Below are 24,326 nucleotides of genomic sequence, written 5' to 3' on the forward strand. Positions count from 1 at the left end.
CATGTACGTAATCCCTATGCCTGCATTATAAGTCGCTCCCATCGGGCCTACAAAATAAAAAAGGCCACCTGAAAAACAGGTGGCCTTGGCACTACTTGAGATGTTTATTGATTTGTCGGGCGAACTGCCACAAATTTGGACACATCGCCACGCTTGACCAATAACAAAACTGGTTTCTTCTGATCAATTTTTGCCATGGCTGCTGCAAATTCCTTGGCATCCTTGACATCTGTGTTAAAGACGCGTGTGATGATGTCACCAGCTTGCAAGCCTGCTCTGGCCGCACCACCCTCAGCATTTTCAAGTATCACGCCACCAGTGACATGGGCGTCACGTTTTTGTGCCTCAGTAAGATCACTGATGGACAAGCCAAACACATTGGTCGCAGGTTCGGCTTTTTGTTTACCTGTTTTTACCGGTGTTTTTTCTGCATCGGCTTCTGCCACCGTAATCACGATATCCTTGGCACCGCCTTTGCGCCATACGGTTACAGTTGCCTTGCCGCCAGGTTTGATATCGCCAACAATACGATTCAAATCAACAGCCTTTTCTATGACTGTACCATTCACTTTTTGAATCACATCACCAACTTCAATGCCCGCTTTTTCTGCAGGTGAACCTGGCATGACGCGCTGTATCAATGCCCCCTGCGCTTTTGTCAGGCCCAAACCTTCTGCCACCTCTTTAGGCACGTCGATGCGCTCTACACCCAGGTAGCCACGCACCACTTTACCGGCAGACTTCAACTGCTCGACGACACGCATGGCTTCATCTATCGGGATGGCAAATGAGATACCCATATAGCCACCAGAGCGACTATAAATTTGCGAATTCACACCGATCACTTCGCCACGCATATTGATCAGCGGACCACCAGAGTTACCAGGGTTCACTGCCACATCTGTTTGTATCAATGGCAGATAATCGCCCGTATCACGCGCTTTGGCAGAGATAATGCCTGCCGTAACCGTATTGTCGAGATCAAATGGAGAGCCAATGGCGATCACCCATTCACCAGCCTTGATTTTGTCAGAATCACCAATAGTGACGCGAGGCAATTTTGCCCCATCTATTTTCAAGACAGCAACATCGGTGCGACGATCTGCGCCAACCACTTTTGCCTTGAATTCACGCTTGTCTGTCAGCTTGACATAGACTTCGGATGCGCCATCAACTACATGGGCATTCGTCAATATAAAGCCATCCTGAGAAATGATGAAGCCAGAACCTACACCGCGCGGCACTTCTTCCTCTTGCTGCTGCGGAGTTTTACGGCCCTTAGGTGTAGGCTGCTGCTTAGGTACGGGCATAGGAGTACCAAAGAAGCGGCGGAAAAACTCCTGCATCTGCTCATCTTCAGCGCTACTGCCGTTTTGATTTAATTGAACCTTCTCTGTCGTCCTGATATTGACGACGGCAGGCCCGGATTTCTCAACCAATTCCGTAAAATCAGGCAAGCCTACCGTAGACGCGGCCTCAGCCACAGGATTGGCATTGATCGCCGCTGGCGCAATAAAACCTACGCAGGCACTCAAGACCAGGGTAGAAGCAATTTTTTCAATTGGAAAAAGTTTATTTGCTCTCATGATGTCACTCGCTTATTTAGATTTAAATTCAATTGAGTTCATTACTTGCCGGATTGCGCTGGCGGGTACCTCACCTACCACTGTCAACCAGTACTCAGCATGGCGCTTGCCCATAATGGTCATGGCCCCTTGCTGCAAACTACCTTCGGTACGGTTTTCGCTATCTGGTTCAATAAATACGGAAATTGCTGCCAAACCATCAGAAAAAATCATTTGTATGACCTGATGTGATTTGATCGCTGTACCGTCACTGTTTTTCGCATTACCAGCAGCAGGGATCAGGCGTTTCATTTCACGGATTTTTTTGAACCCGGCAGGCAAGGATTTCACAATCCAACCAGAATGAATATTGGATTGCACCGTCAAATTTTCAACCTGCCATTGTGCAGTATTTTGAAAAGTTGGTTTTACTCTCTGTTTATCTACGTCCCCAATAGTCAATTGGGTAAAAGCGATTTGCTCTATGACTTCATTTTTGGTATTGACGGTTTGTGCACGCAACAATAAGCCAGAATTTTTTTCTACGCACAGACGATAACCATAGCGATAACCATCACGCGGATCCAGTAAATACGTCTGGCAATCAATGCCAGCAACGCGACCAAGCTCAGCCTTTTTTATTGCATAAGACTCGGGAAGGGATTGAGCATTCGAGGTCAGCAAGGCGGGAAATACTTCTTGCGTGGCATTTTTTTCCACCTGCAAGGTCTTGCTTTCTGGCAGATAGCAGGTGACCTCTTCGTTTTTTCGTAAATACTCTCTGGGTTGCCCATCTAGAATTTCCAGTTTTTCCAGCTCATTAACTCCATCAAGAACATGGGTAATTCTGGAAGTCCTGATCTGGCTGGCTTGCTGATAAACAAAGGTGCCTGAATAATTCAACTTTTGGGCAGACGCTTGCATTTTACGCAATACACTATGCACCTCACGCTTATCATCTATCGTATCTTGTGCCATTGCTGTTGATAGCAAGCCCAACAGGCAGGCAGATCCGGCCAATGCGATATTAAAACGCCATACGCACATCATATTTATTTTTCCGAAGCAGATGAAACAGCGTTAGCGTGGGTAACGTATTGTGCTCCGTTATTAATAGCAGGAGAAAAGCGCTGATGTGCCATCAAATAACTATCTATCCTTGGGTCGCGCAGCATATCGATTTCTGCAGGCTTTTTGTCATTGCTTTGTGAACTCTGAACAGCTGGATTGCCTGGTGCATTCACAGCCAAAGTATTCATGCCAGCACTTTCAGTATGATTAGCCAACTGTACATTGCCTGCACTCGCGGCTTTGCTACTGATTTGTGTCGCAGCATCAGGGTTAGTCTGGAAAGGCTGCAATTGTGGCAGCATGATAAAAGCAAACGCAGCGGCAGCAGCCATGCTGGCAACAGCGGCATATGCACCCAAAAACTTTTGCTTGCGCTGTGTTCCAGTATCGCTCTTCTTTTGCATTGCAGCAGGTGCGAGAATGACTGGTTCAGCATCAAGCTTTTCAGAAAAACGTCGAGAGAAATCTGCGCTAAAAGTAACCGCCAACTCTTCCGAACGAAGCACGTCACCGATCTGGTGGTAAATTTCCCATGCATCCTTGCTTTCTGCTTCATTCAAGCTCGCAAGCAAGGAATCCAGTTGAGCATCGCTCATTTCGCCATCTGCCATGGCGGAAATGCTCTCATGTTGATTTGTGCTTTTGTTCATAATTTTCACCTTTTACCACTATTTTGAATTCGTTTGTACTGCATTTTTGCCAGGTATCGCTGCTTACCAGCGTTGTTCCAATGTGGTACCCAACAAGGGTCGCAATTTCTCTGCTATTGCTTCGCGTGCCCTGAATATTCTGCTTCTCACCGTCCCTATTGGGCATAACATGACTTCTGCGATTTCATCGTAGCTCAAGCCTTCAATTTCGCGCAGGGTAATTGCATTTCGCAATTCTTCCGGCAAAGTCGACATGGCTGAATTGACTGTTTCCGCTATTTGTTTGCTGGCCAGCAGAGATTCAGGCGTATTGATATCCCGAAGTCCTTCTGCATCCACAAAAGATTCGGCTTCATCCACATCGGCATCCGTCGACGTAGGAGCTCTTCGTCCTTGTGTTACCAGGTGATTTTTAGCAGTATTGACCCCTATCCTGTATAGCCAAGTGTAAAAAGCAGACTCACCACGAAAATTGGGCAAAGCTCTATATGCCTTGATAAACGCTTCCTGTACTACATCTTCCGCCTCAGCATGGTCATAGACGAGCCGGGACACGAGCCGCATCAGTTTCCTTTGATATTTGGAAACCAGAAGCTCGAATGCTTTTTTGTCACCACGCTGGACGCGCTCAACCAATAGCTGATCAATTTCGCGTTCTGTCGTCACTCATTCATTCCTAAGTTTGCAAGGGGGGCAGCAAAGCTCATCCCAAATGCATGTTATTACCGTCAACATACGCGATTTATATAGTGTCAGAGTCCGCATGTTTCCTAAAAGTTCCTGGGAAGAAGTAACATTTCATTTCAAGCTTACCCATGTTGGCTAATCCATATCAGACTAACCCTCAATGAGCGAAATGCAGCAGGGCTCAATGAATCTGGCAGTATAAGCAACTTATGTTCCTTGCCAAGCTCATCGACTAGAAATAGTGATAAAAAGTATGGCCAAATACGACTTTTGTGACTTAAATGCACACTCAGTCCCGTTAACTGCTCCTCTTTCTGACTTTCCAGGCACAAGATCATTTCACCAGTTGCAGAAATACTTAGCTGCTGGCTTTGCTGAATATATTGCCAATATTTGAAACTCAAGTAGAAAGTGCTGAAAAATGAACAAGCGAAAACAATCCCAATCAACATAAGGGAATCCGTACCTAGCCTCAGTAATAACAGAACACTGAGATGCACCAGTAGCAGCATGCAAAAGCCTGCCAGTAACAGCAGGCGCGAGGCACGGGTAACAATATGCAGGGCTATCGTCATGGCAAAAAAAATGGCACTTCATTTCGATTGAAATGAAGTGCCAAGACTAATTTAGAAAAATCAGACTTTTGCAAATATCAGCGTGCCATTCGTTCCGCCAAAGCCGAAGGAATTTTTCACTGCATAATCCATGCGCATATCACGTGCAACATTCGCACAATAATCGAGATCACATGCCGGATCCTGATTAAAGATATTCATGGTAGGTGGTGAAACCTGGTTATGCAGGGCAAGAACTGTAAACAAAGACTCAAGACCGCCAGCACCGCCCAGCAAATGCCCTGTCATCGACTTGGTCGAATTGATGGTCATTTTATATGCGTGGTCAGCAAAAGTAGCCTTGATTGCATCCGTTTCGTTCTGATCACCGATTGATGTAGAGGTACCATGTGCATTCAGATAACTGACTTGCTCAGGATTAATCTCAGCATCTTTCATGGCATTGATCATACTGCGACGCGGACCATCCATGGTAGGTGTAGTGATGTGATAAGCATCACCACTCATGCCAAAGCCGATGACTTCAGCATAAATTTTGGCGCCACGCGCTTTGGCATGTTCATATTCTTCCAGCACCATGACACCTGCACCTTCACCCAGGACAAAACCATCACGGTCTTTATCCCAGGGGCGTGAGGCGGTTGCAGGATCATCATTTCTGGTAGAGAGTGCCCTTGCTGAAGCAAAGCCACCCAGACCCAAAGGAGAAATCGTTGATTCGGCACCGCCGGCAATCATGACATCAGCATCCCCATACTCAATCATACGAGCAGCGGAGCCTATGCAATGGAGGCCGGTAGTACATGCAGTTACTATCGCAAGATTAGGTCCTTTCAGACCGTACTTGATCGACAGATTGCCTGAGATCATATTGATAATCGAGGCAGGAACAAAGAAAGGACTAATGCGACGTGGACCACGTGCTATCAGGGTTTCCTTGGTTTCTTCTATCAATGGCAAGCCACCAATACCCGACCCGACGATGACACCTATGCGCTCGGCATTTTCTTCAGTGACAGTGATACCGCAGTCCTGAAACGCCTGCATCCCTGCGGCAATGCCGTAGTGGATAAAGGTGTCCATATTGCGCGCTTCTTTTGCCGGAATATAATCCTCGACATTGAAGCCTTTCACCTCACCTGCAAAATGCGTGGTGAAAGGAGTTGCATCAAATTTGGTAATCGTTGCAATTCCGGATTTACCTGAAGTGATGGCACTCCAGGCATCTGCAACAGTATTGCCGACTGGCGAAACACAACCCAGCCCGGTTACAACGACTCGACGTTTAAGCGAACGACTCAAGCGCTTCTCCTGGATTTGAAAAAATTCGACTATTAAGCCTTCAGATGGGCTTTAGCGTAGTCAATCGCTTGTTGAACAGTAGTGATTTTCTCAGCTTGTTCGTCAGGGATTTCCATTTCGAATTCGTCTTCGAGTGCCATCACCAGTTCAACTGTGTCCAAAGAGTCTGCACCCAAATCATCTACAAAAGAAGATTCGATTTTGATGTCAGCTTCAGCGACGCCCAGTTGTTCAGCGACGATTTTCTTAACGCGTTGTTCGATATCGGACATGTGTGTCTCCAGTGAAAAAATCAAAAAAATAAGGGCCTACAAAAGGTGCGCGCATTTTAGCAGGTTTGCGGGCAAAAAAAGCAAGCCTCTGAATTTCAGCAATAACTCCCGTCATTTTCACCGAAGTTACTGACAAAAATCAAGAACATGAATTACGCCAGATACATGCCACCATTTACATGAAGGGTAGTACCTGTAATATATCCCGCATCAGGTGACGCTAAAAACACGGTTGCAGCAGCAATATCTTCTGGTCTGCCAAGTTTGGCAAGTGGAATTTGCTGCAAAATGGCTGCTTTTTGCTCATCATTCAAGGCTCTGGTCATATCTGTATCGATAAAACCCGGCGCAACACAGTTAACCGTAATATTGCGGCTACCAATTTCCCTGGCCAGTGCGCGGCTCATACCGGCCACGCCTGCTTTTGCAGCAGCATAGTTCATTTGCCCCGGATTGCCAGATGAGCCGACTACAGAAGTAATATTGATGATGCGTCCATGTTTGGCCTTCATCATGCCTCGCAATACAGCGCGCGACAAACGGGCAACGGAAGTCAGGTTGGTAGAGATAACGCTATCCCACTCCTCTTCTTTCATACGCATGGCCAGTTGGTCTTGGGTAATACCGGCGTTATTGACAAGGATGGACAAGCTGCCAAATTCCTTCTGGATTTCATCTACCAAACTGGCAGTACGCTCCAAGTCATTGACATTGAAAGCAACGCCTTTGCCTGAGCCTGGAGCCAGCTCTTCCAGATAAGCAGTGATCGCCGCCGCACCAGATTCTGTCGTTGCAGTACCGATGACTTTAGCACCAGCCTTAGCCAGGCCAATAGCAATTGCCTTGCCTATACCGCGAGATGCGCCAGTGACCAGTGCCACCTGATTCTCTAATTGTTGTGTCATTTCAAGAGTTCCAATACTTTTTCCAAACTTGCCTGATCAAATACAGTGTCGCCTGTCAATTCAGCCTGAATGCGCTTGGTCAGACCGGTCAAGACCTTGCCTGGGCCGCATTCAATGACATGCGTAATGCCATCGGCATGCATCTTATTGATGGTTTCTACCCAGCGCACCGGACTGGCAGCTTGCCTGACCAATGCATCCTTAATGGCAGCGACATCATTTACAACTGCAACATCAACATTATTGATTAATGGAATTGCCGGCGCAGAAAATGGAATGCCTGCCAGATATTCGCGCAATTTGTCTGATGCAGGTTTGAGCAAGGATGAATGAAAAGGTGCAGAAACAGCTAAGGGCAAAGCGCGCTTGGCACCCTTGGCTTTGGCGATTTCGCAAGCACGGTCCACAGCAGCCTTACTACCCGCAATAACAACTTGCGCGGGCGCATTGAAATTCACGGCCTCAACGACTTCCCCTGGCACAGCTGCCATTGCCTCAACACAAGCCACCTGCACATCTTCATCCGACAAACCTAAAATTGCAGCCATGCCACCCTGCCCCACAGGCACGGCATCTTGCATGGCTTGCGCACGGAAGCGCACCATAGGCACAGCATCCTTAAACGCGATGACACCAGCAGCGACCAGGGCGGAATACTCGCCCAGACTGTGACCAGCCACCAGCTTGGGTGCTGCGCCACCTGCAGCAATCCAGGCGCGATAACAGGCGACAGCCGCTGTCAGCATGACAGGCTGGGTATTCGTGGTCAGATCCAAGGCTTCTTTTGGGCCCTCATTAATCATCTTGCCCAGATCCAGTTGCAGCGCATCGGATGCTTCAACAATGGTTTGCTGCACAACAGGATTATCGGCAAAGCCATTCAACATGCCTATCGCTTGCGAACCCTGCCCTGGGAATACAAATGCAAATTGCGTCATTTCTTATCTCAAATGTTTATTATTGATTGTTTCATTCTTTTTTGCCGAACTACTTACATCTTGACGATGGCCGCACCCCAGGTAAAGCCACCACCCACGCCTTCCAGCATCACTGTATGGCCAGGTTTGACCCGACCATCACGCACAGCCAGGTCCAGTGCCAGCGGTATCGAGGCAGCGGATGTATTGCCATGCTGATCAACCGTGACAACAACCCTGTCCATGGGCATGCGCATTTTTTTTGCCGTGCTTTGCATGATGCGTATGTTTGCCTGGTGCGGTATCAGCCAATCGATTTGATCTGTCGTCAGGCCAGCGATTTCCAGCGCCTCGTTGGCGACCTTTTCCAGCAAATTGACCGCCAGCTTAAATACGGCCTGGCCATCCATATACAAAAATGCGCTACCCTCAACGACGCCACTCTGGACATTGCCCGGAACACATAAAATATTGGCGTAGCTGCCATCTGCATGCAGTTTAGTAGCCAGTACACCGGGCTCTTCCGAACGAGACATCACAATCGCACCAGCGCCATCACCAAACAGGACGCAAGTTGTGCGGTCTTCAAAATTCAAAATCCGGGAAAATACTTCCGCACCGATGACCAATACGTTTTTATGATTGCCTGCCTTGATCATGCTGTCAGCGATAGACATGGCATACATGAAGCCACTGCACACCGCCTGCACATCAACCGCTGCTGCACCATTGGTGATACCCAGTTTGTTTTGCACTACGCAGGCAGTACTGGGGAAACCACCGAGAAAATCGGGGGTTGAGGTTGCCAGCACGATCAGGTCAATGTCATTGCCCTGCATTCTAGCGGCATCCAATGCACGCTTTGCTGCTTCCACCGCCATATCACTGGTTGCAACATTGGGTTCGGCATAGTGACGGAAGGAAATCCCGCTACGGGAAAATATCCACTCATCCGAAGTTTCTATGCCCTTCGCGGCCAGTTGATCCGTTAATTCCTGATTACTTACTTTTTTGGGTGGCAGGTAACTGCCCGTACCGATAATTTTGCTATAGAAAGTCATGCGCTTTTCTGTACCAAGGTTTCATTGTTGTCTGGAGCGACTATTTCGGCAACTGCCTCAGCATCTGCCATCGGCATCAATTTTGCCATTGAAGTCGCAATGCGTGACAATACATCATTTTTAGCGGCATCGAATGCACGCTGTATTGCCCACTCGTAACTATACTTATCTGCGCTACCGTGACTTTTAAATACCAGACCACGCAAGCCCAATAAACTGCCGCCATTGTAGTTGGATGGATTCATGGTGCGCGAGATGGATTTCAAGGCACCGCGTGCCAAGATGGCGCCTAGAATATTCAGGGGATTGCTCTTGAAGGCGGCAGTCAGGGTGGTTTTTACAAAACGTCCCATACCCTCAGCTGCTTTCAGGGTGACATTGCCGACAAAGCCATCACAGACAACGATATCGGTCGTGCCTTCAAAGATATCATTACCTTCAACATTACCATAAAAATTCAGCAAACCACGCTCATGATCGGCACGCAGCAATTGCGCCGTTTTTTTGACGACGTCATTACCCTTGATATCTTCTTCACCTACATTCAATAAACCTATACTTGGCTTATCCTTACCTTCCAATGCGGAAACCAAGGCAGAACCCATGATGGCAAACTGATGCAGATGCAGGGGCTCGCAATCCACGTTCGCGCCCAAGTCCAGCATGTAAGTAGGAAGATTTTTTTGATTTGGCAAGATACTGCAGATCGCAGGACGGTCGACGCCCTGCATGGTTTTGAGCACATAGCGCGACACAGCCATTAGCGCACCAGTATTGCCGGCAGAAACACAGGCTTGGGCAGTACCCTCTTTCACCTGACTAATGGCGACACGCATGGAGGAGTCTTTCTTGCGACGCAAGGCAACTTCTATCGGGTCATCCATCTCCACCACTTCTGTGGCATTAATAATTTTCAAACGTGCATGCGCACCGGCATGCAGTTTCTTCAGCTCGGCTTGAATGATAGATTCAGAGCCCACCAGGAGAAATTCGACATCAGGTTCGCGATTGGCAAAAGCAACAGCTGCTGCCACTGTAACTGCCGGGCCATGATCTCCGCCCATGCAGTCTATAGAAATTTTAATTGTCATGTAGTGATACGAAACTTCAATCTGAAACAATGAGTGTATCAAACCGGAACAGACATCATCCCGAATTAATTTTTTCAAAAACAGGATTATCTCAAAAATTCAAAGACTCACCGACACAATTCAATCAAAAAAACGAATTAAAACCCTACTCAGCTCCACACTCACAAATCCAACAAGCAAACACGGGCAGGTTAACGCAAAAAAGCGGCGCCAAGTCAAAGACTCGTCACGCCGCTTTTTTACCAGGAACAGAGATTACTCGTCGTTCTTGGTTTTCAATACTTTACGACCACGGTAAAAGCCGTTAGGGCTGATGTGGTGACGCAGATGTGTTTCACCAGTTGTTGGCTCGATACCCAGTTGTGGAGCAACCAGGAAATCGTGGGAACGGTGCATGCCACGCTTGGATGGGGATTTTTTATTTTGCTGAACTGCCATGATAACTCCTAATACTTCAAAAAATGTTTCTAAAATTTAACACGCCTGGTTGAAGAATGCGAACATCAGCAACCAAGAATCCCTAACAATACTTCGACCTGAGTGTTTTTTCAGAATAATGCCACTAGGTACGCCCATTAATTTTTCTTCAGCACGGCAAAAGGTGAAGCTTTCTTACCGACTTCCGCGTCAATCGCTGCAGTAGTATCTGCTGAAGCCAACGGTAGATCCGGGCATACTGCATGTTTGGGCGATTGGGGTATTGCCAGTAGCGCCTCATCCTCTATCAAATCCATGACATTGAATGTTTTGCTACCTACTACAACATCGACCTCGTCATCTTCGAGCAATGCCTCAATTTCATCAGCATTTTCTTCGTTTTTGGCGAGTATCAATATGGATTCAGAGTCAATATCAAATGCAAGCGGTGTCAAACAGCGCTGACACATCAACTGCACCGTACCATTCACAGACAATTGCAACTGCGGATGACCCAGCTCGTCTTTCCCACCCCGCAGAGACCAGTCCAACGCACCTTCGGTGCTTGCACTTTCTTCTGACAGACGCGGCAAATCTGCGACTAAAATGCTTCCCGAACGCTGCTCTTCGAGCCGGGAGAACGTGAAAGCGTCAATCACAAATGCTTGCATAGGATTATTTGAACCCAGAAAACCTGCGATAATAACAGGATTACACCTAACTAGTCAAAGAATTGACGCGTTTTTTTCACAGCATAGCTATGAAAATCACGGAAAATGTTTTCACAATGCAAACAAATAAGCAAGCAAACAGATTGATATTGGCATCGAGTTCGGTTTACCGCCGTGAATTACTGGCAAGATTGCAATTCGATTTCGAAAGTATAGCACCCGAACTTGACGAAAGCCCTAGGTCGGGCGAAAGTCCCGAACAAACAGCCCTGCGTCTGGCGCAACAAAAGGCTGAGGCAATAGCAAAAGATCAGCCTGAAGCCATTATCATAGGCTCAGACCAGGTCGCAACGCTGGACGGCTTGCAAATTGGCAAGCCAGGCAATCACGCAGCCGCTTTACAGCAACTGCAATTGATGCGTGGGCGCGAAGTGGCATTTCATACTGCCTTATGCGTTCTGGACAATCGTCAACATGCCCCCTTCCCTGTGCAAATTCAGGATATCTGCACGATGGTCAAGTTCAGGGATTTAAGCGATGTAGAACTGGATGCCTATTTACGTATAGAACAGCCTTATGATTGTGCTGGCAGTGCCAAGAATGAAGGCCTGGGCATCGCCATCATAGCCAGCATTCAAAGTGATGATCCAACCGCATTGACCGGCCTGCCACTTATTGCTCTGACCAGCATGTTACGCAATACCGGGCTAAGTTTCTTCCATCTTTAAATTTATCGTTTTATCCATTTCATAAAATAAAAATCAAAACCATGACAGGCACGCTTTACTTAATTCCCAACACCCTGGGTCTGAACGATGATCAGCAAGTTAATTTGCTTGCCAGCATCATCCCTGATACCGTACAAAAAATGACGGCAGAGCTCAGTCATTTTGTCGCTGAAAATGCCAAGACCACACGCGCTTATCTGAAATACCTGTCGCAGGCCCACCCTCTGCAAAAAGCCATGCAGGACATCCAGATCAGTGAATTGAATATCAACACGCCTGCGCAAGCATTGGAAGGCCTTTTGCAACCGCTGCTGCAAGGCCATGACGTAGGCTTGATATCTGAAGCTGGCGTGCCTGCTGTTGCCGACCCGGGTGCCAATCTGGTCAGGCTCGCTCATCAGCGCAATATCAGGGTGCGCCCACTGGTTGGCCCTTCTTCACTGTTGCTGGCCTTGATGGGCAGTGGCCTGAACGGGCAAAGCTTTGCGTTTCACGGTTATTTGCCGACTGATGCAGCGCTCAGGGCAAAACGCATTAAAGAACTCGAAGAGAGATCAAAAAAAGAAAAGCAAACGCAATTACTCATAGAAACCCCTTATCGCAATGCAGCCATGCTGGAAGCACTAAGCAATCACTGCAATCCAGGGACCCTGATATGCGTAGCAACAGATTTGAGCCTGGAGACAGAATCACTGCAAACAAAAACTGCTACTGAGTGGAAAAACAGTTTAAGCAAACAGCAAGGTCCTGATTTTCATAAAAAACCGACAGTTTTCTTATTCTTAAGTCATTGAAAAGTGCACGACCGGTCGATTTTTTATATTTGCGCTAAGATGTCTTTTTTCTGGAGGAATGCATATGCTGAATTTTGATTTTTACAACCCTACACAAATTCTTTTTGGCAAAGGGCGCATAGCCGACCTGAACAAAGTTATTCCAGCCGAAGCCCATGTGCTGATGCTCTACGGCGGTGGCAGTATCAAACAAAATGGGGTTTATGAGGAAGTCCTTGCTGCACTTGGCACTCGTCAAGTGACAGAATTCACTGGCATAGAACCAAATCCCAGCTACGAAACCCTGATGAATGCTGTTGAACTCATCAAGCAAAACAAGATAGATTTTCTGCTTGCAGTTGGTGGCGGCTCTGTCATTGATGGCACCAAATTCATTGCAGCGGCAGCCTTGTTTGAAGGCGATGATCCCTGGATCATCATGGAAAAGCGTGGTAGCAATGTAACCAAGGCCATGCCATTTGGCAGCGTATTGACCTTGCCAGCCACAGGTTCAGAAATGAATAATGGCGGCGTCGTCACCCGCAAATCCATCAAGGCAAAAATGGCTTTTTCCAGCCGCCATTGCTTCCCACAATTCTCGGTGCTGGACCCGACCAAAACTTTTACCCTGCCAGTACGCCAGATAGGCAATGGTGCCGTTGACGCCTTTGTCCATGTCATGGAACAGTATCTGACCTACCCGGTAAATTCACCAGTACAAGACAGGTTTGCTGAAGGCCTGTTACTGACATTGATAGAAGAAGGCCCGAAAGCCCTGGCCAACCCTGAAGATTATGACGTGCGCGCCAATCTCATGTGGTGTGCCACCATGGCCATGAATGGTCTGATCTCGACTGGCGTGCCTCAAGACTGGGCAACGCATATGATAGGTCATGAACTGACAGCCCTACATAACATCGACCACGCCCAAACCCTGGCTATCGTCCTGCCTAGCATGCTGCGTGTACGCAAGGAAGGCAAACGGGCAAAGTTATTGCAATTTGCCGAACGTGTCTGGGGCCTGCATGAAGGTGATGAAGACAGCCGCATAGAAACAGCCATTAGCCGCATGCAAGATTACTTTGAACAAATGGGCGTCAAAACCCGACTCAGCGACTACCAGCTTGGTAGCAATGATATTGCACCTATCCTGTCAGCACTGGAAACCCATCGCATGGTCAGCCTGGGTGAAAAACGTGACGTGACGCTGGATATCAGTCGCCAGGTATTGGAATTGAGTTTGTAATTAAATTGCGGCCATTTATTCCCCCCGGGATGGAATGGCCGCAGATTTATTTTTTTACCGTTTTCTGGATATGACAATTCGCATCCAGAAAGCGCATGGCTCCTGTGTAATTGGTATCCCAGTCATCCATTAAATAATTACCAGCTTCTTCCACAAAATTATTCCAGTCTTCCAATAAACCTTCCTGCTTTTCATGCGGTGCGGCGGTTTTAATCCAGTCTGTTGCCAATCCTGAATTGAAACCCTCATCACGAAATTTTTTCACCAGACTTTTTGCGGTCTTTTCTGGTAAAGTTGTTTTAGGTGTTATACCACCAACAATACAGACGAACAGGGTCAGGAGTGAATCGATATCTGTTTTACCCTTGGTCAGTTTCGTCCATTCCTTGGATACCAGGGCATCGTATTCCGAAGTATCTTCGACTTCATGGTCGCGCAGGTAATAGCGATCCTTGAGCTCATACACGAGCTTGTCGAGAGATGCGGATTTATCTTGCAATTGTGGCAGATCATGGGATTTGATTTCGCCCAGTACGCGCTCAACAATGACATGAAATTTCTCGGGGATATCCGCCAGATCAATGACAGACAATGCTTTTTTCAACTTCGCCGCGGTATATGCGCGGATAGCGTCAATCAGGCTGGCAAACTCCACCTGATTTTGTAATGTTGCCTCAGGCTTGCCAAACATTTGCAACAACAAGGCTGTGCGGACTACCGACACAGCCTCCACATCTTCTTCTTTGAGGTAACTGGCCGACAGGCCCAGCTCTTCACCAAACCAGTAGCCAGCCTCAATTTCCAGCGCATTCATTTGCCGGTGTTCTAGCGTGTTTCTGTACTCAATCGGCTTTTCCTTGAGTGACCAGGCTTCCAGAAAATCTTCTACCTTGCCCTTGGCTTCATGACCCAGCAAGGCGTATTCGGGCATGGCAAACAAGGCTTTCAGCAAGCCTGAACCACCGCGTGACAAAGTCAAAAAGGTATTATCGCGTATCAACTTGGCGGCCAGCTCAAGGTCACCTTTGGTGGTTTCGATCAGATACAAGCTGGCGAGATTGACAATACGTTTTCGTGCAGCTTCAATTTCAGGGCGCAGATATTTACTGCCAAAAGCATCCGCTATCTGCACCATGCCTTTTGGGGCTTCTGCCTCAATCGCAGCAATCTTGGTGGTGGAGATAATTGCCTTTTGCACACCGTAACGCAACGCCGATTCAAAGTAGGGGCGATTATCAAGCAGGGCAATTTCAAAAGTATTTTCAGGCATAAATACCAGAATAGAGGCAGTCTATAGAAATGAAAGGCAGACAGAAAAACTCCTGCCTGCCCCGCGCATCAAAAAAAATCAACAATTACAAGGCAGACTCTTCGTCATCATCCTTGTCATCGCCATCATCATTGTTTTTAGGACGTTCTTCCTGCTCTTCTTCAGCAACGCCCTCGCCACCTTCCAGCAATTCGTCTTGCGCCAGGCTAGCTTGATAAGCTTTGTAACGTGCGCGCAATTTCATCAACACTTCGCGGAAAATTTCTGGCAATTCATAGCGCAGGATGTAAGTCACCTGCATCCAGTCATGATCTTCCAGATTCGCCATATCCAAAGGCGATGCCAGGCTCTCGGTGTCGCGTGTCAGATTCAGCAAATCATCATCACGTGCCTGGGTTTTGTTATCGTCACCATATTCATACAAGTCGAAAGTCGCATAGCGGTAGAAATGCTCCACCATTTGCGCCCTGTCGAGCAGATAATCGACGAGAGCATCATAGCCCCCCTCCACTTCGGCGATTTCATACAAAAATTCAGCAGGGTCAGCACCTTCACGGAAAATGACGGAATTGACCATGCCACGCAATTGCTCATGGGTCTGGTCGCCATAGCGACGCTCCAAAACCACGGCCTGGGCAAATTGCTCAGGCGTGACCAGCAGGTTCACCAAAGACTCTTTGGATGCGTCGTATTCACGGATAATCGCAAGCAAATCCTTGGCGGGAAATTCATCCAGGGCGGCTACCAGTGCTTTGTCGCCTTCGGTTTCGGCCAGATTGGCCAGTGCATGCTCAGCACCGGCGATATCGCCCGCCTTGACCAGGCTTTGGGCTTCGATTAATGCAGGATAATTCATCTGTACTCCTTATTCTTTGCGGTCAAAACCTTGCTCAGCCAACCAATCTGCACCGGCTTCGCCCAGATCATAATCATCACCATCATCACCATCATCGCGACCATGCCTGCCATATTGGCCATCAAGATCGCCATGTTCTTTCAATTCTTCATTTTCCTCATTGGTTTCTTTATCTTCATCCTCGTCAGCACCAGCCGCATCGCTGGCACCAGCCTTGCGTGTGGTGTTGCTACGGTTCAGATATTCGAGCGCCGCAGCCGTCACCAGGAAAGCTTCGCCATCCGGGTCTTTCAGGACGATGCGACTCAAAGGCTCAGCCCATGGTTCCAGCTTGACTGCTGCCGACAGAGTTTTCCAGGAAGGGAATCTGTCTGCTTCTTTGGTAATCAATGATTCCATCGTCAGCGGGTTCATGAAGATGAAGCCCTCATGAAAAGCCACTGCCAGCATTTCAGGATTACTGGCCATCATAGGCAACAACATAGGCAATTGCTCCGCCTTTTCACGCAACCTGGCCTTGAGCACGTTTTTGCCCTCGGAATCGGATTTCAAATCCTCCAATTCAGCCTTATAGAGCGGAATAATATCTTCAAAAAAACGCGACAATTTCACTGCAATACTCCTGATAAATAATTTTTCCAGATTTCGGTCGCTGTCTCGATAGGAGAGTCCAGCAAATTGCGCCGGCGATTTTCGTCATAGGCAGTACGTGCTGCTTCATCCGACAAAATATCGTAAGCTTCTTTGACCGCATGGAATTTTTCCGGCGCCAGTTCAGAATCATTTCTGTCTGGATGAAACTCTGCAGCCTTTTGACGAAACGCCTTCTTGACGTCTGCCAGACTCGCATTAGTGGCGATACCGAGAATAAAATAATAGTCTTTCATACACACCTTTGGCTTGCACTTGGACTTGAATTGACACTGCAGATCAGCAGCGAAGAACAGGGGGAGCCATCTGCATGGATCCCCTATGCAGGAACAAGCCAGAATTCAGCTATTCCTGTGTATGCATATTAATGATGATGGCCGTGTTCGCCATGCACGTGACCATGCACAACTTCTTCATCAGTAGCTTCACGTACTTCCAGTACTTCTGCATCGAAACGTATGGTCATGCCAGCCAGGGGATGGTTACCATCCACAGTCACCACACCTGCATCGATTGCAGTAACACGGAACTGCATGGTTTCGCCAGTTTCTGGCTCACGTGTTTCAAACATCATGCCAACTTCGATATCCGGCGGGAAAGCGCTGATATCTTCTTCACGCACGAATTCTGGATCAAATTCGCCAAAACCTTCTTCTGGTGCCAAAGTCACAGAGACTTTGTCGCCAACGGCTTTACCATCCAGCGCGGCTTCCACTGCTGGCAAAATATTATCATACCCACCATGCAAATAAACGATAGGCTGCTGATTCTGGTCTATGACCTCGCCCTCAGCACTGAACATAGTGTAATTCAAAGTGACAGCGGTATTTTGTGTGATTTGCATGACAAATAAATAAAGTAATTGCGCATTATTGCGACAAGATTGAAATGAGAAGCCCATGAAAAGCCCTGATACCTAGGCATATATAGCCTACAAGCACCCATTTCAATAGGCTAACCGCGTATTGTAGCAGAGCTGCTCTCTATTTTTTGGAGTTTGCTGCCTTTGTTCTTTTATCTCTTTTGCTTGCAATCCTCATTCTTCATAGATGCCCGGAATTTAGTTTGGTTATAACACAATCTTATTTTCCAATAGGCAATAAAAAACCGCCAGCGGCGGTTTTAAAAGTGAGGCTGGATTGATAGAACCCTCTCAAACTCCAATTTTTTCAAGCATAGTACCTAGTTCACGCAGAGCTGGTTCCAGCTTGGGATGCTGTGCGGCAAATTTTGCTGACAGAGCCTGCGACCTTTCACTTAGCGCGGCGAATACGGGATCATCATGATTTTGCGTGGTTGCCAGGACATGTTGAATATCCTCATTCAATTTCTCCAGCAAGGATTTCAATTCATCATCAACAACCTCCGTGCTTGCCAACTCTTGATGCAAGAGACCTAGCAGATGTTTCAATTGTTCTTGTTTCATATCATATCTCCTTGATGGAACATACTCAGCTTTTTGCAGCTTAGCTTAGTTTGCAGTTTAGTTGCTGACTCGAGGAAAAACCAGTACCACGGCTTCGGCAGCTATCCCCTCTTCCCTACCCAGATAACCAAGGCGCTCATTGGTTTTTGCCTTGATATTGACCTGATTGATATCGACCTGCATATCTTCTGCAATATTTGCCACCATGCTTACAATATGCGCTGCCATCTTGGGAGCCTGGGCGATGATGGTGGCATCCAGATTACCCACTTCATAACCTGCAGCATGAATACGTTTGACTGCTTCGCGCAACAACACGCGCGAATCGGCACCGGCAAAACGGGTGTCGGTATCTGGGAAATGCTTGCCTATATCACCCAGGGCGACTGAACCAAACAGCGCATCGGTAATCGCATGCAATAACACATCCGCATCTGAATGCCCAAGCAAACCAGTGGTATGCGGAATAGTCACCCCACCAATAATCAGTTTGCGACCGGGTACCAATGCATGACAGTCATAACCCTGACCTATTCTGAAAGGTAACATCTTATTTTGCATCAAGCTTCCTTTATTCTTGCTGGCTATTCAAATACTGGGCGATTAATGCCATGTCGCTGGGCAAAGTCAGCTTCATATTGCGAACATGTCCTTCAACCAGTATGGGGGCATGGCCAGCAGCTTCAATAGCGCTGGCTTCGTCAGTAACCTGATCTGCCGCATCCAGGGCGTCGCACAATAACTGATAACGGAACATTTGCGGGGTTTGTGCCAGCCACAAGCCATCACGAGGTATGGTTTGTACTTTGCCGTTTTCTACTCGCTTGACGGTATCCACGACTGGCAGGGCGAGCAAGCCGCCGACTGCATCGTCAGCGACACTATCAATTAAATGTTGTAGCAAACCAGATGTCAAACCCGGCCTGGCTGCATCGTGTACGAGTACCCAGTCCTTACCGGTTAGTTGCCCGGCTATTTTGCTCAAGCCATTTCTGACAGTATCTCTACGACTGGCACCACCACAACGCAAGACTGTCAGGTTTTCTGCTTTTGGTAGATATTCATCAACATAAGCATCATCCGGGCTGACGACGACATAAGTGTGCTGTATTTTGGAAAACTTGAGAAAGGCATCAACAGTGTGCTGCAATACTGATTTGCTACCGACTGACATATATTGTTTCGGCGTCGTGGCTCCCATACGAGAACCCACACCCGCTGCGGGGATCAGCGCAACATAATGAGGCGCAGCTACCACCTTTTCAGTGTCAAAATGATGTTCTTGCAATTTTTTTCCCATGAATGCCACAAGCTCTTGAAGCTGCCCCGATAAGAAAGAGCCCCTTCGTTTATAATTAGGCGCTCATTTTAACCGCGTATCTTGTTCCGTAAGCAGCTTTTACGGCATCCCACATGTATAGCCGCAATGTCATTTGATTTCAGCAAATCCTTAGCAAAACCCGGCCATAAACTGGCACTCCCCAATTTGCATAGTTCTTCCGATGCTTATGCCCTGGCGCAAGCAGCGACGGCGCTCAAGGCTGACAAGCGCATGCTAACCATTTTTGTCGCCAACCCGGGAGATGCCCAGCGCCTGCTGGATGAAATCCCCTGGTTTAATGCAGAACTGCGCTGCCATTTACTGCCAGACTGGGAAACCCTGCCTTACGACGCCTTTTCACCGCATCAGGACCTGGTCTCTGAACGCCTGGCCAGCCTGCATGAAATCCAGAATGGCAATTGCGATGTCTTGCTTGCCCCGGCGACTACGGCCTTATTACGTATGGCCCCGCCCTCTTTTCTGGCAGCCTACACCTTCTTTTTCAAAAAAGGTGACCGTCTTGATGAGGTGAAGCTAAAAACCCAGCTGACACTGGCAGGTTATAGCCATGTCAATCAGGTCATGTCGCCGGGTGAATATTCTGTGCGCGGTGGTTTGATAGACTTGTTCCCCATGGGTTCGGCCCTGCCTTACCGCCTGGATCTGTTTGGCGACACCATAGAAACCATACGCACCTTTGATGCCGATACACAGCGCTCACTCTACCCTGTGCCTGAAGTGCGCTTGCTGCCCGGGCGCGAATTCCCCATGGATGAACCAGCGCGCGCAGCCTTCCGCAGCCGCTGGCGTGAAACCTTTGAGGGTGATCCTTCGCGTTCCAGCATCTATAAGGACATAGGCAATGGCATACCTTCAGCCGGTATAGAATATTATCTGCCACTGTTCTTTGAGCAAACCGCCACCCTGTTTGATTATCTGCCGGAAGCGCCGCATTTTGCATTGATAGGCGATATCGATGATGCGATCAGACGCTTCTGGAACGATACACGATCACGCTACCAGTTTTTAAAGTCTGACCGCGAACGTCCGGTGCTGGCACCGGAAACTGTATTTTTACGCGACGAAGACTTCTTTGCCGCGCTAAAACCGCTGGCACGCTGGACTATCGCAAGCGCAGACAAAACCGCGGCTGCCTCAGAAGTATCCAGTTTTTTACCAGATATCGCCGTCAATCGTCGTGCTGATGATCCGCTGACGAATTTGCGTTCTTTCTTGTTGCAAACAGACAAGCGCGTGATGATCTGTGCCGAGACGCTGGGCCGACGCGAAACCTTGCAGCAGTATTTCACTGAATATGATATCCGCCTGAGCCTGTGCGAAGGCTATACCGACTTTGCCACGGCAGACGCCAAGCTGATGCTGGGCGTTGCCCCCCTGCATGCTGGCTTTGTACTGGCAGATGGTCTGGCTTTCATTACCGAAGCCGAGCTTTATGCCGGCAGTGGCAAACGCATAGGCCGTAAAAAGCAGGAAGCAGTCACCCAGGTTGAGCACATGGTGCGCGACCTGTCGGAACTGAAAATTGGTGATCCTGTCGTCCATAGCAACCATGGTATAGGCCGCTACATGGGCCTGATCAGCATGGACCTGGGCGAAGGTGAGACCGAATTCCTGCATCTGGAATACGCCAAAGACACCAAGCTGTACGTGCCAGTATCGCAACTGCATGTCATTTCTCGCTATTCCGGTGCTTCGCCAGATGATGCTCCCTTGCACAGCCTGGGTTCTGGCCAGTGGGAAAAAGCCAAGAAGAAAGCTGCGCAGCAAATTCGCGATACTGCCGCCGAACTGCTGAACCTGTATGCCCGCCGCGCTGCGCGCCAGGGCCATGCCTTTGAATATTCTGCGCGCGACTATGAAGCCTTTGCCGACAGCTTTGGCTTTGATGAAACACCGGACCAGGCAGCCGCTATTACCGCTGTCATTGGCGATATGACCTCAGGCAAGCCCATGGACAGGCTGATTTGCGGAGACGTTGGCTTTGGTAAGACAGAAGTAGCCTTGCGTGCCGCCTTTGTAGCCGTCATGGGTGGCAAGCAAGTCGCCATCCTGGCACCTACCACCCTGCTGGCCGAACAACATGCCCAGACCTTTGCTGATCGCTTTGCCGCCTGGCCAGTGAAAATTGCCGAATTATCGCGCTTCCGTTCCGGCAAGGAAATCAGCATCGCCATGAAGGGCATGGGCGACGGCACTGTTGATATCGTCATCGGCACGCACAAACTGCTGTCTGGCGATGTCAAGTTCTCACGCCTTGGTTTGGTCATCATTGATGAAGAACACCGCTTTGGTGTACGCCAAAAAGAAGCCCTGAAGGCCTTGCGTGCAGAAGTTGATGTATTGACGCTGACAGCAACACCGATACCACGTACTCTTGGCATGGCACTGGAAGGCTTACGTGACTTTTCTATCATCGCGACAGCGCCGCAAAAGCGTCTGGCGATCAAAACCTTTGTACGCGGCGAAGATGATTCTGTCATCCGCGAAGCCTGCTTGCGTGAATTGAAGCGTGGTGGTCAGGTTTATTTCCTGCACAATGAAGTCGAGACCATAGAAAACCGCAAGGCCATGCTGGAAGCCCTGCTACCAGAAGCACGTGTGGTCGTAGCACATGGCCAGATGCATGAACGTGACCTGGAAAAAGTCATGCGTGACTTTGTGGCCCAGCGCCATAATATTTTGCTGTGTACCACGATTATCGAAACCGGTATCGACGTACCGACCGCGAATACCATCATCATGCATAGGGCAGACAAATTCGGCCTGGCGCAATTGCACCAATTGCGTGGCCGCGTCGGTCGCTCTCATCACCAGGCTTATGCCTATTTGCTGGTGCATGATGTACAAAGCCTGACCAAACAGGCGAATCGTCGTCTGGAAGCCATCCAGCAAATGGAAGAGCTGGGCAGCGGCTTTTACCTGGCCATGCATGATCTGGAAATTCGTGGTGCTGGTGAAGTGCTGGGCGATAATCAGTCTGGCGAAATGCATGAGATAGGTTTTCAGATGTATTCCGACATGCTTAGCGAGGCAGTACGCTCACTGAAAAATGGCAAGGAACCTGATCTGGCCGCACCATTATCGACTACGACAGAAATCAACCTGCACATCCCCGCTCTGCTGCCAAATGAATTCTGTGGTGACGTACATGAACGCCTGTCCATCTACAAGCGCCTCGCCAATTGCAATAGCGCCAATGGTATTGATGACATGCAGGAAGAAATGATAGACCGCTTTGGTAAATTGCCAGAACCCGTTAAATCACTGCTGGAAACGCATAGATTGCGCGTCGCAGCCAAACCCCTGGGCATCATCAAGATAGATGCGCATAGCGAAGCTGCGACTTTGCAGTTTGAACCCAAGCCACCAATAGACGGCATGCGCATCATAGAGCTAGTGCAAAAGAACAAGCACATCAAACTCAATGGTCAAGACAAGTTGCGCATCACAGCCGCCATGCCCGACCTGGCCAGCCGCGTAGCCCAGATCAAGGCTACCATCAAGGCACTGCACTAATTAATTGAATAAAATAAGTGAATAAAAAGAGATCACCATGCATTTGACCATACAAGGCCTGAACGACACGCTCGGCAATAACACTGCACTCATTGAGGATATCGCCAACCAAACCAGGGCAAAATTGGTGCAGCTAAACGCCCAGGCAGTGCGTCTCGACGATGCAGAATGCGATGAGCAGAACTTGAGTGCAATACGAGAACGCTGCTTCACTGTCCAACTGGATGTCACGGCACTGGACCAGCAACTTGCCATGGCAGATTTCAAGCTGGTGGCCATGGACATGGATTCGACGCTGATCACCATAGAGTGCATTGATGAAATCGCGGACATGCAGGGCTTAAAACCGCAAGTGGCAGAAATTACCGAGGCCGCCATGCGTGGTGAGCTGGAATTTCAGGAAAGCCTGATCCGTCGCGTCGCCCTGCTCAAAGGCCTGGACGCCAGTGCGCTGCAGCGCGTGTATGACGAGCGTCTGCAGCTGTCATTGGGCGCAGAGCAGATGCTGAAGGCCATACAGCAAGCTGGCCTCAAGACTTTGCTGGTATCCGGTGGTTTTACTTTCTTCACAGACCGCATGAAGTCGCGACTGACTCTGGACTACACCCACTCCAATGTACTTGAAATCCAGAATGGCAAACTGACTGGCAAAGTCATAGGCACCATCGTTGATGCGGATGAAAAACAAAGGACCGTGGAACGCGTCTGTTCTGAGATGGGTATTTCCACCAGCCAGGCTATCGTCATGGGTGACGGCGCGAATGACTTGAAGATGATGAAGATCTCTGGCCTCTCAGTCGCCTTCAGGGCCAAGCCTGTAGTGCGTGCGCAAGCCGATGTGGCTTTGAATTTTGTCGGACTGGATGGGGTGTTGAACTTGCTTTAAACCCACGGCAAACCAAGCTTGCATTTGCTTAACGGCCAATACCCCACTGAACAGCAAATGCAACTGCAATGCCAACCAGAATACCAGCTGCGATTTCAGTGCGTGTATGCCCCATACGCTCACGCAATTTCTGATGGTCAGTAGAGGCCGCTGCCAATTTATTGATAGCTTCAGCATGTTTGCCGACCTGGCGGCGCAGGCTATTGGCATCCAGCACTACGATAAAGGCCACGGTTACCGCTACGCCAAAAGCCGGGTGAGCTATGCCTTCCTTCAAGGCGATCAGTGCTGCCATGCTACTAACGATGGCACTGTGGTTGCTTGGCAAACCACCATAGCCAATCAAACCAAAGGCCAGCTGCCTGGCCTTGATGCTATTGATAGTGAACTTCATGATTCCAGCCACCAGCCAGGCAAGGAAAGGTGTCAGTGCATACGAAAAATCCAT

The 24,326-nt window shown here is 48.6% G+C and carries 27 protein-coding genes; 5 read left to right on the plus strand and 22 right to left on the minus strand.

Annotation, left to right across the window (positions count from 1 at the left end; translation table 11 throughout):
- Positions 1–104: 104 nt before the first annotated feature.
- The 13 genes from ACO0LF_RS21030 to ACO0LF_RS21090 all read right to left on the minus strand — a co-directional run bounded on the left by ACO0LF_RS21030 (position 105) and on the right by ACO0LF_RS21090 (position 11,184).
- Positions 105–1,586 carry a DegQ family serine endoprotease gene (locus ACO0LF_RS21030; RefSeq protein ID WP_423017556.1) on the minus strand — a complete coding sequence of 494 codons (1,482 nt, stop codon included), beginning with the start codon at positions 1,584–1,586 and terminating at the stop codon, positions 105–107.
- Between the two features lie 12 nt (positions 1,587–1,598).
- Positions 1,599–2,615 (minus strand): MucB/RseB C-terminal domain-containing protein, encoded by a 1,017-nt coding sequence (locus tag ACO0LF_RS21035; protein ID WP_423017558.1) that lies wholly within the window; start codon positions 2,613–2,615, stop codon positions 1,599–1,601.
- 2 nt (positions 2,616–2,617) lie between these two features.
- On the minus strand, positions 2,618–3,286 hold the full coding sequence (locus ACO0LF_RS21040) for a sigma-E factor negative regulatory protein (protein WP_423017560.1): 669 nt from the start codon (positions 3,284–3,286) through the stop codon (positions 2,618–2,620).
- Between the two features lie 63 nt (positions 3,287–3,349).
- Positions 3,350–3,952: an RNA polymerase sigma factor RpoE gene (rpoE, locus tag ACO0LF_RS21045; protein ID WP_423017562.1), complete on the minus strand. Its 603-nt coding sequence runs from the start codon at positions 3,950–3,952 to the stop codon at positions 3,350–3,352.
- Between the two features lie 143 nt (positions 3,953–4,095).
- Positions 4,096–4,548 (minus strand): protein YgfX, encoded by a 453-nt coding sequence (locus ACO0LF_RS21050; RefSeq protein WP_423017564.1) that lies wholly within the window; start codon positions 4,546–4,548, stop codon positions 4,096–4,098.
- Positions 4,549–4,608: 60 nt separating this feature from the next.
- Entirely contained in the window at positions 4,609–5,850 is a 1,242-nt protein-coding gene (gene fabF / locus ACO0LF_RS21055) for a beta-ketoacyl-ACP synthase II (RefSeq protein WP_423017566.1), read from the minus strand.
- 32 nt (positions 5,851–5,882) lie between these two features.
- Positions 5,883–6,122: an acyl carrier protein gene (gene acpP, locus ACO0LF_RS21060; RefSeq protein ID WP_110253556.1), complete on the minus strand. Its 240-nt coding sequence runs from the start codon at positions 6,120–6,122 to the stop codon at positions 5,883–5,885.
- 152 nt (positions 6,123–6,274) lie between these two features.
- The gene (fabG, locus tag ACO0LF_RS21065; protein ID WP_423017567.1) at positions 6,275–7,027 is read right to left on the minus strand and encodes a 3-oxoacyl-ACP reductase FabG; all 753 of its coding nucleotides are present in this window, start codon (positions 7,025–7,027) and stop codon (positions 6,275–6,277) included.
- Positions 7,024–7,965: an ACP S-malonyltransferase gene (fabD, locus tag ACO0LF_RS21070; RefSeq protein WP_423017569.1), complete on the minus strand. Its 942-nt coding sequence runs from the start codon at positions 7,963–7,965 to the stop codon at positions 7,024–7,026. Before fabD ends, fabG begins: the two co-directional genes overlap by 4 nt.
- A gap of 53 nt (positions 7,966–8,018) precedes the next feature.
- Positions 8,019–9,005, minus strand: coding sequence for a beta-ketoacyl-ACP synthase III (locus ACO0LF_RS21075; RefSeq protein ID WP_423017571.1), 987 nt, complete (start codon positions 9,003–9,005; stop codon positions 8,019–8,021).
- A complete protein-coding gene (plsX, locus tag ACO0LF_RS21080; protein ID WP_423017573.1) occupies positions 9,002–10,096 on the minus strand; it encodes a phosphate acyltransferase PlsX in 1,095 nt (364 codons plus the stop codon). Before plsX ends, ACO0LF_RS21075 begins: the two co-directional genes overlap by 4 nt.
- 255 nt (positions 10,097–10,351) lie before the next feature.
- Positions 10,352–10,534, minus strand: a complete 183-nt coding sequence (gene rpmF, locus ACO0LF_RS21085; RefSeq protein ID WP_008449924.1) for a 50S ribosomal protein L32 — start codon at positions 10,532–10,534, stop codon at positions 10,352–10,354.
- Positions 10,535–10,671: 137 nt separating this feature from the next.
- On the minus strand, positions 10,672–11,184 hold the full coding sequence (locus ACO0LF_RS21090) for a YceD family protein (RefSeq protein ID WP_423017575.1): 513 nt from the start codon (positions 11,182–11,184) through the stop codon (positions 10,672–10,674).
- 116 nt (positions 11,185–11,300) lie between these two features.
- Here ACO0LF_RS21090 and ACO0LF_RS21095 point away from each other — a divergent pair, with 116 nt between their 5' ends.
- The 3 genes from ACO0LF_RS21095 (at position 11,301) to ACO0LF_RS21105 (ending at position 13,931) form a co-directional block, all read left to right on the plus strand.
- A complete protein-coding gene (locus ACO0LF_RS21095) occupies positions 11,301–11,912 on the plus strand; it encodes a Maf-like protein (protein WP_423017577.1) in 612 nt (203 codons plus the stop codon).
- Between the two features lie 41 nt (positions 11,913–11,953).
- A complete protein-coding gene (locus ACO0LF_RS21100; RefSeq protein ID WP_423017579.1) occupies positions 11,954–12,706 on the plus strand; it encodes an SAM-dependent methyltransferase in 753 nt (250 codons plus the stop codon).
- 64 nt (positions 12,707–12,770) lie between these two features.
- A complete protein-coding gene (locus ACO0LF_RS21105; protein WP_423017581.1) occupies positions 12,771–13,931 on the plus strand; it encodes an iron-containing alcohol dehydrogenase in 1,161 nt (386 codons plus the stop codon).
- A gap of 46 nt (positions 13,932–13,977) precedes the next feature.
- Here the strand turns inward: ACO0LF_RS21105 and ACO0LF_RS21110 are convergent, their stop codons facing one another.
- The 8 genes from ACO0LF_RS21110 to ispD form a co-directional block, all read right to left on the minus strand.
- Positions 13,978–15,201 (minus strand): hypothetical protein, encoded by a 1,224-nt coding sequence (locus ACO0LF_RS21110; RefSeq protein WP_423017583.1) that lies wholly within the window; start codon positions 15,199–15,201, stop codon positions 13,978–13,980.
- A gap of 85 nt (positions 15,202–15,286) precedes the next feature.
- Positions 15,287–16,057: a hypothetical protein gene (locus ACO0LF_RS21115; RefSeq protein ID WP_423004422.1), complete on the minus strand. Its 771-nt coding sequence runs from the start codon at positions 16,055–16,057 to the stop codon at positions 15,287–15,289.
- Positions 16,058–16,066: 9 nt separating this feature from the next.
- The gene (locus tag ACO0LF_RS21120) at positions 16,067–16,669 is read right to left on the minus strand and encodes a hypothetical protein (protein ID WP_423017585.1); all 603 of its coding nucleotides are present in this window, start codon (positions 16,667–16,669) and stop codon (positions 16,067–16,069) included.
- Positions 16,666–16,944, minus strand: coding sequence for a DnaJ domain-containing protein (locus ACO0LF_RS21125; RefSeq protein ID WP_110253570.1), 279 nt, complete (start codon positions 16,942–16,944; stop codon positions 16,666–16,668). The genes ACO0LF_RS21120 and ACO0LF_RS21125 overlap by 4 nt, the downstream gene beginning before the upstream one ends.
- A gap of 128 nt (positions 16,945–17,072) precedes the next feature.
- A complete protein-coding gene (locus tag ACO0LF_RS21130) occupies positions 17,073–17,552 on the minus strand; it encodes an FKBP-type peptidyl-prolyl cis-trans isomerase (RefSeq protein ID WP_110253571.1) in 480 nt (159 codons plus the stop codon).
- A gap of 309 nt (positions 17,553–17,861) precedes the next feature.
- On the minus strand, positions 17,862–18,134 hold the full coding sequence (locus tag ACO0LF_RS21135) for a DUF4404 family protein (protein ID WP_423017588.1): 273 nt from the start codon (positions 18,132–18,134) through the stop codon (positions 17,862–17,864).
- Positions 18,135–18,191: 57 nt separating this feature from the next.
- On the minus strand, positions 18,192–18,683 hold the full coding sequence (gene ispF / locus ACO0LF_RS21140) for a 2-C-methyl-D-erythritol 2,4-cyclodiphosphate synthase (protein WP_423017590.1): 492 nt from the start codon (positions 18,681–18,683) through the stop codon (positions 18,192–18,194).
- Positions 18,684–18,705: 22 nt separating this feature from the next.
- Entirely contained in the window at positions 18,706–19,434 is a 729-nt protein-coding gene (gene ispD / locus ACO0LF_RS21145) for a 2-C-methyl-D-erythritol 4-phosphate cytidylyltransferase (RefSeq protein WP_423017592.1), read from the minus strand.
- 126 nt (positions 19,435–19,560) lie between these two features.
- On the opposite strand from ispD, the gene mfd reads away from it, so the two are divergent.
- Positions 19,561–22,992 carry a transcription-repair coupling factor gene (gene mfd / locus ACO0LF_RS21150; RefSeq protein ID WP_423017594.1) on the plus strand — a complete coding sequence of 1,144 codons (3,432 nt, stop codon included), beginning with the start codon at positions 19,561–19,563 and terminating at the stop codon, positions 22,990–22,992.
- A 37-nt stretch (positions 22,993–23,029) separates the two neighbouring features.
- Positions 23,030–23,878 (plus strand): phosphoserine phosphatase SerB, encoded by an 849-nt coding sequence (gene serB, locus ACO0LF_RS21155; RefSeq protein ID WP_423017596.1) that lies wholly within the window; start codon positions 23,030–23,032, stop codon positions 23,876–23,878.
- 28 nt (positions 23,879–23,906) lie between these two features.
- Here the strand turns inward: serB and ACO0LF_RS21160 are convergent, their stop codons facing one another.
- Positions 23,907–24,326 carry a divergent PAP2 family protein gene (locus tag ACO0LF_RS21160; protein ID WP_423017598.1) on the minus strand — a complete coding sequence of 140 codons (420 nt, stop codon included), beginning with the start codon at positions 24,324–24,326 and terminating at the stop codon, positions 23,907–23,909.

This window comes from Undibacterium sp. Di27W (genome assembly GCF_049340345.1).
Taxonomy (GTDB): domain Bacteria; phylum Pseudomonadota; class Gammaproteobacteria; order Burkholderiales; family Burkholderiaceae_D; genus Undibacterium.

Excerpts from the sequence above, each read along its gene's own strand:
- ACO0LF_RS21030 (WP_423017556.1), bottom strand. The coding sequence starts at position 1,586 with ATGAGAGCAAATAAACTTTTTCCAATTGAAAAAATTGCTTCTACCCTG.
- ACO0LF_RS21035 (WP_423017558.1), bottom strand. The coding sequence starts at position 2,615 with ATGATGTGCGTATGGCGTTTTAATATCGCATTGGCCGGATCTGCCTGC.
- ACO0LF_RS21040 (WP_423017560.1), bottom strand. The coding sequence starts at position 3,286 with ATGAACAAAAGCACAAATCAACATGAGAGCATTTCCGCCATGGCAGAT.
- ACO0LF_RS21050 (WP_423017564.1), bottom strand. The coding sequence starts at position 4,548 with ATGACGATAGCCCTGCATATTGTTACCCGTGCCTCGCGCCTGCTGTTA.
- acpP (WP_110253556.1), bottom strand. The coding sequence starts at position 6,122 with ATGTCCGATATCGAACAACGCGTTAAGAAAATCGTCGCTGAACAACTG.
- fabG (WP_423017567.1), bottom strand. The coding sequence starts at position 7,027 with ATGACACAACAATTAGAGAATCAGGTGGCACTGGTCACTGGCGCATCT.
- fabD (WP_423017569.1), bottom strand. The coding sequence starts at position 7,965 with ATGACGCAATTTGCATTTGTATTCCCAGGGCAGGGTTCGCAAGCGATA.
- ACO0LF_RS21075 (WP_423017571.1), bottom strand. The coding sequence starts at position 9,005 with ATGACTTTCTATAGCAAAATTATCGGTACGGGCAGTTACCTGCCACCC.
- plsX (WP_423017573.1), bottom strand. The coding sequence starts at position 10,096 with ATGACAATTAAAATTTCTATAGACTGCATGGGCGGAGATCATGGCCCG.
- rpmF (WP_008449924.1), bottom strand. The coding sequence starts at position 10,534 with ATGGCAGTTCAGCAAAATAAAAAATCCCCATCCAAGCGTGGCATGCAC.
- ACO0LF_RS21090 (WP_423017575.1), bottom strand. The coding sequence starts at position 11,184 with ATGCAAGCATTTGTGATTGACGCTTTCACGTTCTCCCGGCTCGAAGAG.
- ACO0LF_RS21095 (WP_423017577.1), top strand. The coding sequence starts at position 11,301 with ATGCAAACAAATAAGCAAGCAAACAGATTGATATTGGCATCGAGTTCG.
- ACO0LF_RS21100 (WP_423017579.1), top strand. The coding sequence starts at position 11,954 with ATGACAGGCACGCTTTACTTAATTCCCAACACCCTGGGTCTGAACGAT.
- ACO0LF_RS21105 (WP_423017581.1), top strand. The coding sequence starts at position 12,771 with ATGCTGAATTTTGATTTTTACAACCCTACACAAATTCTTTTTGGCAAA.
- ACO0LF_RS21110 (WP_423017583.1), bottom strand. The coding sequence starts at position 15,201 with ATGCCTGAAAATACTTTTGAAATTGCCCTGCTTGATAATCGCCCCTAC.
- ACO0LF_RS21115 (WP_423004422.1), bottom strand. The coding sequence starts at position 16,057 with ATGAATTATCCTGCATTAATCGAAGCCCAAAGCCTGGTCAAGGCGGGC.
- ACO0LF_RS21125 (WP_110253570.1), bottom strand. The coding sequence starts at position 16,944 with ATGAAAGACTATTATTTTATTCTCGGTATCGCCACTAATGCGAGTCTG.
- ACO0LF_RS21130 (WP_110253571.1), bottom strand. The coding sequence starts at position 17,552 with ATGCAAATCACACAAAATACCGCTGTCACTTTGAATTACACTATGTTC.
- ACO0LF_RS21135 (WP_423017588.1), bottom strand. The coding sequence starts at position 18,134 with ATGAAACAAGAACAATTGAAACATCTGCTAGGTCTCTTGCATCAAGAG.
- ispF (WP_423017590.1), bottom strand. The coding sequence starts at position 18,683 with ATGTTACCTTTCAGAATAGGTCAGGGTTATGACTGTCATGCATTGGTA.
- ispD (WP_423017592.1), bottom strand. The coding sequence starts at position 19,434 with ATGGGAAAAAAATTGCAAGAACATCATTTTGACACTGAAAAGGTGGTA.
- mfd (WP_423017594.1), top strand. The coding sequence starts at position 19,561 with ATGTCATTTGATTTCAGCAAATCCTTAGCAAAACCCGGCCATAAACTG.
- serB (WP_423017596.1), top strand. The coding sequence starts at position 23,030 with ATGCATTTGACCATACAAGGCCTGAACGACACGCTCGGCAATAACACT.
- ACO0LF_RS21160 (WP_423017598.1), bottom strand. The coding sequence starts at position 24,326 with ATGGATTTTTCGTATGCACTGACACCTTTCCTTGCCTGGCTGGTGGCT.